A 13208-nucleotide genomic window follows, 5' to 3' on the forward strand; every position below is an offset into this window, starting at 1 on the left:
AGTTGTGTATAAGAGACTGGTTGAGGGGTAGGGGCTGGCGTGGGGGTTGGTGCAGGGGTCGCCGTTGCCTCCGGTTCCCCCTCTGTGGCCCCACCGTGACCACTTATGTAGGACTGCCCCAGGTCCTGCTGCTGGCTCAGAAGGGTCACCTGCTGACCGGCTGCGTTCCCGCTCCCCTGGTCGGTTCCCTCCACCAGCTGCTCCAGCCACGCCGCTCCAGGCAATTTCTCCCCTGCCCAGGCCGCTGCCTGCTGCATCCAGCCCCCCAGGTCCATGTCCGCTTGCAGCATCTGGCGCACCGCCTCCACCTGGCCGGGAAACACCCCTCGCCCGATAAACACCAACAAAAACAGCATGCCGCTGGCCACCAGCTGAATCCCCCAGCGGGCCGCTCCCGGCGCGGCCGCAGGCTTTCCCCGCCGCGCCCCCGCCGGAGTGGAACGCCGTCTCACCCCTGTGTCCATACGCTCCCTCCCTTGTCCAAATCAACCTAATGCACCCTATGCTCCGGCGAGCTGGAATATTCCCCCGGTGAATTTGTCGATTTTGTGAACTTTTTGAAAAGCCATTGACAACCGGGACTGACGCGCCTATAATTCCTTATGTTTCTTAATTATGTTACTTAACCTTTTTGAGGGTTCAGTATCAAGATGGGAGGTTATAACATTGAAGGATCAGCAACACCCACGTGCGCTGGAGCTGCTGCGGGAGATGGACCTGCTGCGCCGCACCTGGAAGCTGGCCATCCCCAACACCGGAATCAACAAGTCGGAATTTTTCACCCTGTACACCCTGCGCTGTCCCAATGGCCAGGCTCTGTCCTGGGGTGAGGGCTGCTCCCAAGAGCCCGCCCCCATGACCCTGTCCACCCTGGCCAAGGCCATGAAGCAGAGTATGCCGGCGGTGAGTCAGCGCATCACCAAGTTGGAGGAACTGGGCTATGTCCGGCGGGAGCCAGACCAGCGGGACCGCCGCACCGTGTGGATTCACCTGACGAGCGCAGGCAACGAACTGCTCCAGACCACCGGCTCTGAGATGTTGGGGAAGTTGGAGCGGGTACTCCACCGGCTGGACACCCAGGACGGGGTCAACGCCCAGCTGCTCATCCAAGCCTTCCACTGCCTGGCCCTGGCAGTGCAAGAGGAATTTTCCCAGGGCAAACCGTAACTTCTAGGAGGGAACCAGATTTTATGCTGAAACTCAAGCGTTATTTGAAGCCGTATGCCGTTCTGTTGCTGATGGGCATTGTGTTTCTCTTTGGCCAGGCCATGCTGGAGCTGTCCCTGCCCAACTACATGAGCGACATCGTCAATGTGGGCCTGCAACAGGGAGGCATCACCTCCCCCGCTCCCCAGGTGATCTCCGCCGACGCCTTTGGCCTCATGGAGCAGTTTATGTCCCAGGAGGACCGGGATGTGGTGGAGGAGGCCTACGTGGCCCTGGCAGACCACCCGGACTATGAGGACCTGTCTGCCACCTTTCCCAAGGCCGCAGACACCGACCTGGCTCTGAACACCCAGGACACCCAGGCCGTGGAGACCGCCTTTGGCCGGGCCAGCTACGCCTTGACCCAGGTCATGAGCCAGGCCTCTGGCTCCAGCGAGGACGACCAGGCCTCCATGGCCGAGGGATTCCAGGCCCTGGGCCAGATGTTGGCCCAGCCTCAGGCTCAGGCGCTCATCCAGCAAGCCATTGACGTGGCGGCTCAGACCCCTGACACCATGCTGGAGCAGACAGGTGTGGCCATGGTCAAGGCCTTCTATCAGCAGCTGGGCGCTGACACCGATGCCATTCAGACCCACTACATTCTCACCACTGGTGGACGTATGGCCGTGTTGGCGGTGCTGCTCACCCTGTGCGCCGTGGCCGCTGGCTACTGCATGGCCCGGATGGGCGCCGGGGTCGCTCGGGACCTGCGCCGGGATGTGTTCACCAAGGTCACCTACTTCAACAACGATGAGATGGACCGTTTCTCCGGGGCCACCCTCATCACCCGTTCCACCAACGACATCACCCAGGTGCAGAATTTCCTGAGTATGGGTCTTCGGCTGCTGTGCTTTGCCCCCATCATGGGCATTGGTGGCCTCATCATGGGCCTGTCCACCTGCGTCAATCTGGCCTGGGTGCTGGCTCTGGCCCTCATCGTCATGCTGGGCCTGCTGCTGGTGCTCTTTGCCGTGGCCATGCCCCGCTTTAAGAAGATGCAGGCCCTGGTGGACCGCCTCAACCTGGTCAGCCGGGAAGAGATCGGCGGCCTGATGGTGGTTCGGGCCTTCTCCAACCAGAAGTTCATGCAGGACCGGTTTGAAAAGGCCAATGACGACCTCACCTCCAACACCCTCTTCGTCAACCGGGCCATGGCCACTATGATGCCCGCCATGACCCTGGTGATGAATGGCCTGTCCCTGCTCATCGTGTGGTTCGGTGGCAAGCAGATCGCCGCCAGCAACTTGCAGGTGGGCGACATGATGGCCTTTATCCAGTACGCCATGCACGTCATCATGAGCTTCTTGTTCATCAGCATGATGTTTATCATGGTGCCCCGGGCCTCCGTGTCCGCCGAGCGTATCAACGAGATTCTCCAGACGGAGGCGCAGGTCAAGGACAGCGACCACCCCACCCACCTGAGCCAGCCTGTGAAAGGCGTGGTGGAATTCCGGGATGTGTCCTTCCGCTACCCCGGCGCCGACGCCGACGTGCTGGAGCACGTGAGCTTTGTGGCCCGGCCCGGACAGACCACCGCTTTCATTGGCTCCACCGGCTCGGGCAAATCCACCCTCATCAACCTCATCCCCCGCTTCCACGACGTCAGCGAGGGCAGCATCACCATGGACGGGGTGGACATCCGAGATCTGCCCCAGAAGGAACTGCGGGACGCCATCGGCTACGTGCCCCAGAAGGGCCTGCTGCTCCGGGGCACCGTGGAAAGCAACCTGCGGTACGGCAATCCCGACGCCTCCCAGGACACCATCGACACCAGCGCCCGCATCGCCCAGGCCTCGGAGTTCATCTCCCACCTGGACCAGGGCATGCAGACCCCCATCAGCCAGGGCGGCACCAACGTCTCCGGCGGACAGCGGCAGCGTCTGTCCATTGCCCGGGCTCTTGCTAAAGAGGCCCCGGTGTATATCTTCGACGACACCTTCTCCGCTCTGGACTTTAAGACCGACGCCCAGCTCCGGGCCGCCCTGAAGGAGTACACCACCCAGGCCACCGTCCTCATCGTGGCCCAGCGGGTATCCACCATTCTGGACGCCGACCAGATTCTGGTGCTGGACCAGGGCAAGGTGGTGGGCTGCGGCACCCATCAGGAGCTGATGCGCACCTGCAAGACCTATCAGGAGATTGCCCAAAGTCAGCTTTCAAAGGAGGAATTGGCATAATGGCAGGACCTATGAGACACGGCCCCATGGGCGGCCGTAACCCGATGGGAGAAAAGGCAGCCGATTTCAAGGGCACCATGATCAAGCTGCTGGGCTACATGAAGCGCTATCTCCCCATGCTCATCATCGCTCTGGTGTGCGCCATTGCGGGCACCGCATTTTCCATCCTCGGTCCTAAGATTCTGGGCCAAGCCACCACCAAGCTGTTTGAAGGCTTGATGGCTATGATTGCCGGCACGGGCTCCATTGACTTTGACGCTCTGGCCCAGATTTTGCTGTTCCTGGGCGGCCTGTACCTGTTCAGCGCCCTACTCAACTACGTCCAGGGCTGGCTCATGGCTGGTATCGCCACCAAAGTCAGCTACACCATGCGCACGGACATCAGCCAGAAGATCGACCGTCTGCCCATGTCTTACTTTGACAAGGTGTCCCACGGCGAAGTGCTCAGCCGTATCACCAATGACGTGGATTCCGTCACCCAGACTCTGAACCAGAGCCTGTCCCAGGTGGTCACCCAGGTTACCCTGCTGCTGGGCGTGCTCATCATGATGCTGTCCATCAGCCCCTGGATGACCCTGGTTGCCCTGTGCATCCTCCCAGTGTGCCTGATCATCGTCACCAGCGTCATTCGCCACAGCCAGAAGTTCTTCCGCAGCCAGCAGGAATATCTGGGCCATGTCAACGGCCACGTGGAGGAGATGTACGGCGCCCATGTGGTGGTCACCGCCTTCAACGGCCAGGAGGACTCCATCCGAGACTTCAACGAGATGAACGAGAAGCTCTACCACAGCGCATGGAAGAGCCAGTTCCTCAGCGGTCTAATGATGCCTTTGATGAACTTTGCCAGCAACCTGGGCTATGTTGCCATCTGCGTGCTGGGCGGCTTCCTAGCCCTGAACCAGGCCATCACCGTGGGTGACATTCAGGCCTTCATCCAGTACGTGCGCCAGTTCACTCAGCCCATCAACCAGCTGGCCAACATCTCCAACCAGCTCCAGCTCACCGCTGCCGCCGCCGAGCGGGTGTTCCTCTTCCTGGAGGAGCCGGAAGAGGAGGCCGACCCGGTGCCTGCTGTAGACCCTGAATCCATCGACGGCTCGGTGCAGTTTGCCCACGTAAACTTTGGCTATCTGCCGGATAAGACCATCATCCACGACTTCTCCGCCTCCATTCAGCCTGGCACCAAGGTGGCCATCGTAGGCCCCACCGGAGCCGGTAAGACCACCATCGTCAAGCTGCTTATGCGCTTCTATGACGTCAATCAGGGAGCCATTCTCCTCAGCGGCTACGACGTGCGCCAGTTCGCCCGGGGCGAGATGCGGGACGCCTTCGGTATGGTGCTTCAGGACACCTGGCTGTACAACGACACCATCATGGAGAACATCCGCTTCGGCCGTCTGTCCGCCACCGATGAAGAGGTGCTCCAGGCCGCCAAAGCCGCCCAGGTGGACCACTTTGTGCGCACCCTCCCCCATGGCTACGACACGGTGCTCAACGAGGACGCCAGCAACATCAGCCAGGGCCAGAAGCAGCTGCTCACCATCGCCCGCACCATCCTCTCGGACCCCAAGATTCTCATTTTGGACGAGGCTACGTCCAGTGTGGACACCCGCACCGAGGTGGCCATCCAGACCGCTATGGACCGCCTCACCCAGGGCCGCACCAGCTTCATCATCGCCCATCGGCTGTCCACCATCCGCAACGCCGACGTCATCCTGGTGATGAAGGACGGTGACATCGTGGAGACTGGTACCCACCAGCAACTGCTGGATCAGAACGGCTTCTACGCCAATCTGTACAACAGCCAGTTTGCCACCACCTAACCCAAGCAAAAAAGAACGGCACAGGTTTTCTCAAAGAAACCTGTGCCATTCTTTGTATCCATCAATATCCCAGTTCCTCGCCCACCAGAATCACCTTGATGCGGCCGGGCACCCGCTGCTGGCGGTGAATCACCGTGGTGCAGCAGATGCGGTCCGGGCTGTGGCAGTCCTCACAGCGTCCGGTGACGGTGCAGGGGGTCTTTCTGTGCAGCCGTACCGCGTTGGCCGGAGCGGCCACCTGCTCCACCCGGGCCACTGCAGCCTCCAGGTTGGGCACGATCTTGTTGTAACCCACCACACAGATGACGCTCTTGGGACCATAGGTCATGGCGGCTACCCGGTTGGCGTTGCCGTCCACATTGTACAGCTCTCCCTGCTCGGTTACGGCGTTACAGCTGGTGAGATAACAGTCGGCAAAAAAGGCCTTACGCAGAACCAGGTCGATTTCCTCCTGAGGCACGGCCTCCCGGTCATAGAACTCGTAGTCACCGCTGCGCAGAAGGTCCATGATCCCCGCCTCACTCAAGGTCATGCTGCCTCCACAGGCAACCGTGCACCCCTTGGGCAACAGCTCCTGCACCAGCTTTCGGGCGTCCTCCAGGGTAGGCGCATAGTAGGCAGTCATCTGGTTCTCTTCCAGCTTCTTGGCGGTGCGCTCAATGAGCTTTCTCCGCACCAGAGCCATAGGTTCGTGATTGGTCATGGCGGCCTCTCTCCTTTTTGTCAAATAGATAGTTCTATTGTACTCCATTTCCCCCAGGGTGTACAGGGTCTTTTCTTCTCCGCTCGTCTTTCAAAATTCTTAATAAAACCTTGATGATATTCTCAATCCCCCATGGTATACTCAGGGAGAATTTGATAAACCTGCATTCTTTTTGGAGGTGGGTACATTGACTGATTCCTTCACCTTTTCTCTCTCCCCCCTGGACACCGAAGCCCTGCTCCCCCAGCTCGCCGCGGCGCTGGAAAAGCGAGTGGAGCTTTACTCCCGCCAGCGACTCCCCGGCCTGTGGCAGGTCACCGACAAGCTCTCGAACGCAGAGCGTGGCTCCCAGCCTGTGGCAAACCATCGCAAACGTCTGCGCCAGTTTTTAGGGCTCCTACTCTGGGTGCTGGGCCTACTGATGTTGGCCCCCGGGTTCATCGACCCCCAGGAACTGTTTGTCCCGCTGATAGCAGGAGCCTGTGCCTTCTTCTTGGGCCAGCTGACCCTCTGGCTCTACCAGCGCACCCTGCTGGCCATTCTGGACCTGGCCTGCGGTCTCTTCCTGTGCATGTCTGCCCTGGGCGCTCCCAATCAGATGTTGGGCCTGCTGTGGGCAGCGGTTCCCTGCCTGCTGGTGAGTGTCGCCGTCCTGCCCTCTCGGCGGCGTCAACGCACCACCCTCTTTGAGAAAGAGGCACGGAACCTTCTTGCCAAGTACCAGGACTTCAAGCCCCACACCATCCAAGCGGTGTTTGACCACCAGGGCCTCACCGTGTCTCAGCCAGAGGGCAACCCCAGCGTATACCCCTATTCCACTGTGTCCTTCTTTGTGGAGACCCCCGATCTGCTTCTCCCCTTTTTCCAGGATACGGTGCTTCTCCTGCCCAAGTACGATCTGACCACTGGGACCATGGACCAGCTGCGCACCCTGCTGGCCCAACAGGCCCCCTATGAAATTCTGGAATAATCCCTGGATTTTTGGTTCTCTCCCTAGAGCAATTGGAGCAAGGACACGCAGAGCCATCCATGGACTATGCATATTACTTTTCCGTGGTCTTCTCATAATACTATCATATACGTTTTCAAGCCACCTGCCCTTCTCTCTGGGGCAGGTGGCTCATTCTATTTTTCTATCTACTCTCTCCCCTGATACTCGCTTTTCACGATTTCAAACATCTCCTCTGGGGTCTCCTGGCATCCCCCTTCCAGCCACAGCTTGATGATACTGGTCAGACCGCTTTTGAAAAACTCCATGTGATAGCGAATAAAGCGGTTTTGGAAATGTCTTTTTGCCAGCTCCATATCATAGGCAATGATTTTATAGTTGTTGTCATACCCCAGTTTAAAATAGGTACGGTAGAAAATCTGGTTGGCCTGAATGTGGCGGAACAGTTTGAGATAGTCGTTGCTGTTGACGCCTGAGGTAATCTCCTCTTGATATAACTCGGCCAAGTTGGTCTCCAGTTTGTCCCGGATGGAGTCCGCCAGAGCGTAGATATCCGCAAAGTTGGCATAGAAGGTAGTGCGGTTCACCTCCGCCCGCTTGCACAGCTCAGAGACGGTGATCTGACCCAGTTCCTTGGTCTGTAACAGGTCCAGGAACACCTTCTCCATGCGTTCCACCGACTCCCGCCTGCGCTTATTGTTGGGTGTATTCATATGCCCTCCTTTATCTCAACACTTGTTGTGACATTGATGATTGTTTTCTCCTCTGGCGGAAATTATACTACACTTAGACCAAGGCAACAACTGTTGTGTTAATGAATTTTGGAGGTGTAAATCATGAAGAAAAGTACGTTTGTGGCCATGCTGCTGGGAACCATAAGCGGCGTACTCTTTGCCCTTGGCATGTGCATGGCGCTCATTCCCGACTGGTATTCCTTTGGCCCCGGTGTGGCGCTGGGTTGTGCCGGCATCGTGCTTGGACTGGTCACCGTGGCGGTATGGCGGCACATGGAGCACAAGCAGCCCATCCAGATTTCCCGAAAAGCGGTGGCATCCGTGGTCGTGGGCATTGTGGGGGCCTTGACCCTGGGGGTGGGCATGTGCTTTACCATGGTATGGAATCAGCTGGTTCTGGGGATTGGCATCGGCCTTGTGGGGATTGTGGTACTGCTCTGCTTGGTCCCCCTGACCAAGGGCATCCGGGCTTGAGACCCCTACGTCATCGTTTCTATACGGCCCCCTTTTTTCGTTCCGCCGTGCTCCCTCTGGTGGGAAACTGCCTGTATGCCCTGTACCACGGTCTCTTGGGCTTTGTCTATGCCTCCCTGTGGTATCGGTCAATGTGTATCTTCTACAGCATCTTGGCTGTGGCTCGGTTCTGTGCTCTGTTAACCGGACGGGCAAGTGCAAGAAGAAATTGCATCGTATCCTGGCGATTTGTGATGGTGGTATGCGGTATTCTGCTCCTTGTACTCAGTGGCAGCCTGACCTGGATCATAGAGATCAGCCTCTCTCGGCACATTGCCACCGCCTATGACACGGTGACGATGATCACCATAGCCACCTATACCTTCTATAAAATTACGGTGGCCGCGGTCCAAAGAGTTCGGCATTGGGACACCTCTCCCCTGTCGGTGGTCATCCGCAACATCCGATATGCGGAGGTGGCGGCTTCGGTATTGACGTTGCAGCGGTCCATGTTGGCCTCTGTGAAGTTCCATTAGAGAACACAAAGCAAATACCCTCATATCCGAAGATGCAAGGGTATGCTTAACGGTCATGGGTTTAGGTATTTCTTCATCTCTGCCTTTATCTTTTCTCTGGCGGCAGTTACAGCACGACCTACGGATTGTTGGCTGCAATGCTCGATTCTCCCTATCTCCTTATAAGTCATCTCATACTCATAGTGGAGCAGGAAACGCCGCCTTTGCATTTCTGGCAGGTTGCTGATAATTCTCTGGAGCAGTTCTGCCCGTTCTTCCTCAAGAATAATCTCCTCAATACTTTTGGGCTGTCTTACTGCCCGCCAGTTCAAGGTTTCCTCCATAATCTCCGAAAACTCTCTGTGACGGTAATCCCAACCTTCTAATTTCCGTTCATCAAGTTCCAGTCTCCGAAACGCCATGTAAAAGTCATAGGAGACGCACAGTTTTTGGATTTTTCCCTGCCCGTCACGAAAACTGATATGATAGCTTGTTCCTGCCTCTGTCACTACCTCCCGAAGCCAGTATGACCGTTTAGGTATCGCCATTGCCTTTTCCTCCTGCTAAAAAATGGGTGAGAGGGGTTGTCCTCTCACCCAGTAGCCCGTAGGAAACAGCAGGGCTTTAGATACTACAAGAGTTTTCTCAGCTTTTTCCGCAGATGGTCTAACCTCGCATAGACAGCACCCGCCGATAAATCAACCATCGGCGCAATCTCCTTTAGGGAATATCCCTGCATTTTCAGCAGGACAATTTGCAGGGTACGCTTGTCCACCGTAAGCAATGCACGGTACAGTTTTTCGTCCTCGATTTCATTCAGCATATCCCAGACTGTGTTGACCTCCATAGGCGGCTCCTGCATGGCAGTTTCTGCTATGTATTCCCCAACATCATTCAGGCGTGTGTAAAACCGTCTGTCGGAATTAAATTCTTCCCTATCAAAAGTGCGGATTTCCTCAATCGTTTCTTCATCAATGCCGCACTCCCGTAAAATCTTTTCTTCTTTCTCTTTCCAGAGCCGCCATCTGCGCTCTGCCTTTCCGTGGTTGTATGCCACTGTTCTTTACCTCCAATCTGAATTTTTTGAAAATCCAGATTGGCAGGCGGGGAACGACACCCAACACCTAAAACAGGCTTGTCCTGTGTCCTGACAAAAAACGACAAAAGAAAAACCGCAAAGGCTGTCAGACCATTGCGGCTATCAGAAGTAAAAGCTCTTTTATGTAGATATTTGTCCTCTGCTTTTAGCGCATAAAAGAGCCATATCAGAACAAGGATTTTTTAACAGATTATCCTCGTTTCTGTCTGGCAATATGTAGAACGCCGCACGGATCAGCGGCAGAATAGAAAGTGAAAAAAGACGCAAAAAATCCCTTCAAACTCAAAACGGGTTTAGAGGGAGCGTTAGGGCATAACAATACAGTCCGTCAAAACTCCGTTTTTTTATATGGCGGACTGATTAGCACTATCCGAAAAAGAAAGAGCCGATGATCCGTGAGGTAACTCACAAGTTCATCGGCTCTGCGTCTGTGCGTCTGGCTCTTTGATAATTATCATTTTTTGATTCTGTATATCAATTAGTGTTTCTTGTTTGCATTTTGGGCAATACAACGGAAAATTTTTTAATATCGTGTCAAAGCATATTTGTATTCGGGTTTTATTACCACAAACAGGGCATAAAAGCCACTTCCTATCGTTCGTAACATCACCGCCTTTGATTTATTGATTAGTTGTGGACGATTTTTTCTTACAAATTGTGCTTGCTAAAATTTCCACAATTACTATTGTTCCGAGTATGCCCCACGGGATTATCCATGAAAGATTAGCGGGCATTTCAAAACGATAAAATGTCGCTATTCCAAGCATTATAGCTAATACCCCCATACCACTGCCCACAACTCTGCATAATCTTTTCTTATCATATCTTTGCTTTTTCTCTTTACTCGATGTATTGTAACCAGCGATTAAACAACTGCCTTTTCCAGCAAGTAAAAGTAGAGAAAATACAGCAAGCATAATAACAACAGCCCAGCATAACAATATTGGTGCATTCATTTTCATAACCTCCTATTCATCGTTCTCATGCTTGGCGTTATACTGTTTTTTTAGCTTATACACAACAAAAACAGATATAAACATTAACCCATAAATAATTCCCAAAGCGGTTTCTGTAATTTTACCATCGACAACTATACCAGACTTTCCAACTATCAAATCGTAAATACAATCTATGAGAGCCACAAAACCAAACAATCCCAAAAAATATATTAAATGTTTCTGCTTATTTTCTGTTAACGGATATATGTCATATAAAATAAATTCGATACTGCATAGAACAATGGTAAATAGAATAATTGTTAATTCAGCCCATTTCCCCGATGCCCATTCTATTCCTTGCGAATATAATAGTGTATTAAGTAGTAGTAAGCCTATAAGGCAAAACATACCATGTTTAAATATATTTCCTCTTTTTAATAATTGAAGTTCATCTAATTTCTTTATTTTTCTCACAATCTATTCCTCCCAAAATAACTCGTCTAATGTTTTCCCTAACACCTTACATATCTCTATACAGAGTTTTACAGACGGATAGTAGTCACCTTTTTCAATAGCATTCATAGTTTGACGGCTAACACCAATAGCCTCAGCTAAATCTTTTTGAGTCATATCCCGTGCAGCCCGTGCAGCCTTAAGTTTCAAATTTTTAGCCATAATACTTATCCTACTTTCATAAGTGCATATCCCACTCCTCATTCTACTTCACAATTAAGGTTAGCATAAATCGCCCTGAAAAGTCAAGTAACTTTGACTTTTATTCAAAATATATTTACATTCAATCTCGCTTATCTCAATGAAAAAATAATTTCCCTCTCCACAATCTCCCTTGCACACGCCCGTATGTTATTCATTCTCTGCACCCATTCTAAGGCGTTTTCCGCCTTTAGCTGCTCTGTGATACCCTGCGCCCGTTCCATCTGCTCCGTGAGCCTTTCCATGCGCTCCTGCGCCTGTCTGTCGATGTCGGCAAGGTAAGCGTTCAGCCTGCCGCTTGTGAGCAGGGTTATGTTCTCTAACAGAAGTTCACATCCTTCAGCACACCGGAACACACACCTTCCCAGTGGATGAATGCCCTGACCGGTGCTGCCGTATGTGCCTTCATTCTATCTCTAGGCATTTATCTAATCTGGAAATCGAGAAAGGAAGTTAAACCATGGCAAAATCCAAACTTGTAAACGCAAATGAAAAAATCGCAGAAAAAGTCACCGCCACCTTTGGCGCCATTCAAGACCGCGTGGTAGGTGGCTACACCAAAATGGAAGACGCCTTTGTGGACCGCTATCTCACCCGGGACGGGGAGAGCGTGGAGGAGGCAAAGGCACGGCTGAAACGGGAGCCGGAGGAGTCGAAGCGGTAAGTTGCCCCGCCCCCCTCTCCATTCCGCCTTCAAATTTAGGATGAAACCAGGGCCCTGATGTGGTACAATACCTGTATCCTGCAACAGAAGGGAAATCATTGAAATGACAAAGATCTTGTTTGTATGTCACGGCAACATCTGTCGAAGCCCCATGGCGGAATTCGTTATGAAACATCTGGTCAAAGAGGCCGGGGTGGCGGACCAGTTCTCCATTGCCTCCGCTGCCACCAGCACCGAAGAGATCGGCAACCCCGTCTATCCCCCTGCCGCCCGCACCCTGGCCGCCCACGGTGTCCCCTGCTCCGGCCACGCCGCCCGCCAATTGCGCAAAGCGGACTACGAGACCTACGACCTGCTCATTGGCATGGATGACGCCAACATCCGCAACATGCAGCGCATGTGTGGCGGCGATCCCCAGGGGAAAATCCACCAGCTTCTGGACTACACAGACCGTCCGGGAGAGGTGGCAGACCCCTGGTACACCGGCAACTTCGAGGCCACTTGGCGGGATGTGTGGGAGGGCTGCAACGGCCTTCTGGCACAGCTGCGCCAGCACTAATATCACCTAGGCAACATAAAACCGGCTGCGGAGAGTTCTCCGCAGCCGGTTAATTTCATCTTATGGGAGTTGGTTTAGCCCTCGTCCTCAATGAGGCCGTATCCGCCGTCGTTGCGCTGATACACCACGGAGAAGGCACCCGTGTCGTCATTCTTGAAGGCGAAGAAGGTGTGGCCCAGCAGATCCATCTGCAAGATGGCCTCGTCCACCGTCATGGGCTTGATGGGGAACTTCTTGGTGCGAACCACCTCGAACTTGCTCTCCTCCACCACGTCGGGTACAAAGGTGGACTGCTCCTCCTGGGGAATCACACGGGTGAAGGCGTCCTGACGCAGACGCTTCTCCAGACGGGTCTTATGCTTGCGCAGCTGACGCTCCATGGACGTGACGGCGGCATCCACCGATGCGAACATATCGGAGGTGCTCTCCGCCACACGCAGAATCGTGGCCCCGGAGCGGATGGTCAGCTCTACCTTGTTCCGGTCCTTCTCCACCGAGAAGACCAGATTGGCCTCGCTGTCCGTCTTGAAGTAACGCTCCAGCTTTCCCACCTTTTTCTCTGCATAGTTGTGCAGAGCCTTAGGCAGATGGACCTTCTTTTCCGTAAAGGTAAACTTCATGTGCTTCAGCTCCTTTCGCCCCCCACCAGGAGGGCGTATCATTGGGAGGTTCTC

General features: G+C 54.2%; 17 protein-coding genes and 2 pseudogenes. 8 read left to right on the forward strand and 11 right to left on the reverse strand.

The features are described from left to right. Positions 1–464, reverse strand: a pseudogene (locus B5F22_RS05305) (hypothetical protein); the annotation flags it as partial. Between the two features lie 202 nt (positions 465–666). Here B5F22_RS05305 and B5F22_RS05310 point away from each other — a divergent pair. From B5F22_RS05310 to B5F22_RS05320, 3 genes are read left to right on the forward strand one after another with little or no spacing between them, the layout of a single operon-like run. Continuing rightward, positions 667–1167: a MarR family transcriptional regulator gene (locus B5F22_RS05310; protein ID WP_087370617.1), complete on the forward strand. Its 501-nt coding sequence runs from the start codon at positions 667–669 to the stop codon at positions 1165–1167. 23 nt (positions 1168–1190) lie between these two features. Continuing rightward, positions 1191–3383, forward strand: coding sequence for an ABC transporter ATP-binding protein (locus B5F22_RS05315; protein WP_087391599.1), 2193 nt, complete (start codon positions 1191–1193; stop codon positions 3381–3383). Further along, positions 3383–5206, forward strand: a complete 1824-nt coding sequence (locus B5F22_RS05320; protein ID WP_087391601.1) for an ABC transporter ATP-binding protein — start codon at positions 3383–3385, stop codon at positions 5204–5206. Before B5F22_RS05315 ends, B5F22_RS05320 begins: the two co-directional genes overlap by 1 nt. A gap of 61 nt (positions 5207–5267) precedes the next feature. Here the strand turns inward: B5F22_RS05320 and B5F22_RS05325 are convergent, their stop codons facing one another. After that, positions 5268–5909, reverse strand: coding sequence for a lactate utilization protein (locus tag B5F22_RS05325; protein ID WP_087391604.1), 642 nt, complete (start codon positions 5907–5909; stop codon positions 5268–5270). A gap of 187 nt (positions 5910–6096) precedes the next feature. Here B5F22_RS05325 and B5F22_RS05330 point away from each other — a divergent pair, with 187 nt between their 5' ends. After that, entirely contained in the window at positions 6097–6879 is a 783-nt protein-coding gene (locus B5F22_RS05330) for a YcxB family protein (RefSeq protein ID WP_087391606.1), read from the forward strand. A gap of 167 nt (positions 6880–7046) precedes the next feature. Here B5F22_RS05330 and B5F22_RS05335 read toward each other — a convergent pair whose 3' ends face one another. Next, the gene (locus B5F22_RS05335; RefSeq protein WP_087391608.1) at positions 7047–7571 is read right to left on the reverse strand and encodes a TetR/AcrR family transcriptional regulator; all 525 of its coding nucleotides are present in this window, start codon (positions 7569–7571) and stop codon (positions 7047–7049) included. Positions 7572–7694: 123 nt separating this feature from the next. Between B5F22_RS05335 and B5F22_RS05340 the strand changes: the two genes are divergently transcribed. Together B5F22_RS05340 and B5F22_RS05345 are read left to right on the forward strand one after the other, a co-directional pair. Beyond that, positions 7695–8066 (forward strand): hypothetical protein, encoded by a 372-nt coding sequence (locus B5F22_RS05340; protein WP_087391610.1) that lies wholly within the window; start codon positions 7695–7697, stop codon positions 8064–8066. Between the two features lie 230 nt (positions 8067–8296). Then, positions 8297–8581, forward strand: coding sequence for a hypothetical protein (locus B5F22_RS05345; protein WP_143482192.1), 285 nt, complete (start codon positions 8297–8299; stop codon positions 8579–8581). 53 nt (positions 8582–8634) lie between these two features. Here the strand turns inward: B5F22_RS05345 and B5F22_RS05350 are convergent, their stop codons facing one another. The 7 genes and pseudogenes from B5F22_RS05350 to B5F22_RS05380 form a co-directional block, all read right to left on the reverse strand. Further along, on the reverse strand, positions 8635–9108 hold the full coding sequence (locus B5F22_RS05350; RefSeq protein WP_087391614.1) for a sigma-70 region 4 domain-containing protein: 474 nt from the start codon (positions 9106–9108) through the stop codon (positions 8635–8637). A gap of 83 nt (positions 9109–9191) precedes the next feature. Next, the gene (locus tag B5F22_RS05355; protein ID WP_087391616.1) at positions 9192–9617 is read right to left on the reverse strand and encodes a sigma factor-like helix-turn-helix DNA-binding protein; all 426 of its coding nucleotides are present in this window, start codon (positions 9615–9617) and stop codon (positions 9192–9194) included. Positions 9618–10072: 455 nt separating this feature from the next. Next, on the reverse strand, positions 10073–10279 hold the full coding sequence (locus B5F22_RS05360) for a cysteine-rich KTR domain-containing protein (RefSeq protein WP_074022020.1): 207 nt from the start codon (positions 10277–10279) through the stop codon (positions 10073–10075). Next, the gene (locus B5F22_RS05365; RefSeq protein WP_087391617.1) at positions 10280–10621 is read right to left on the reverse strand and encodes a DUF3784 domain-containing protein; all 342 of its coding nucleotides are present in this window, start codon (positions 10619–10621) and stop codon (positions 10280–10282) included. Positions 10622–10627: 6 nt separating this feature from the next. Then, positions 10628–11071, reverse strand: a complete 444-nt coding sequence (locus B5F22_RS05370; RefSeq protein WP_087391619.1) for a hypothetical protein — start codon at positions 11069–11071, stop codon at positions 10628–10630. Between the two features lie 3 nt (positions 11072–11074). Next, entirely contained in the window at positions 11075–11272 is a 198-nt protein-coding gene (locus B5F22_RS05375; protein ID WP_071442552.1) for a helix-turn-helix transcriptional regulator, read from the reverse strand. 131 nt (positions 11273–11403) lie between these two features. Continuing rightward, positions 11404–11619, reverse strand: a pseudogene (locus tag B5F22_RS05380) (TnpV protein); the annotation flags it as partial. Positions 11620–11771: 152 nt separating this feature from the next. Here B5F22_RS05380 and B5F22_RS05385 point away from each other — a divergent pair. Together B5F22_RS05385 and B5F22_RS05390 are read left to right on the forward strand one after the other, a co-directional pair. Further along, positions 11772–11975 (forward strand): hypothetical protein, encoded by a 204-nt coding sequence (locus B5F22_RS05385; protein WP_087391621.1) that lies wholly within the window; start codon positions 11772–11774, stop codon positions 11973–11975. Between the two features lie 103 nt (positions 11976–12078). After that, a complete protein-coding gene (locus B5F22_RS05390) occupies positions 12079–12534 on the forward strand; it encodes a low molecular weight protein-tyrosine-phosphatase (protein ID WP_087391623.1) in 456 nt (151 codons plus the stop codon). Positions 12535–12608: 74 nt separating this feature from the next. Here the strand turns inward: B5F22_RS05390 and raiA are convergent, their stop codons facing one another. Then, entirely contained in the window at positions 12609–13154 is a 546-nt protein-coding gene (gene raiA, locus B5F22_RS05395; RefSeq protein WP_087228489.1) for a ribosome-associated translation inhibitor RaiA, read from the reverse strand. Positions 13155–13208 lie beyond the last annotated feature (54 nt).

The organism is Pseudoflavonifractor sp. An187 (genome assembly GCF_002160275.1).
Lineage (GTDB): Bacteria > Bacillota > Clostridia > Oscillospirales > Oscillospiraceae > Enterenecus > Enterenecus faecium.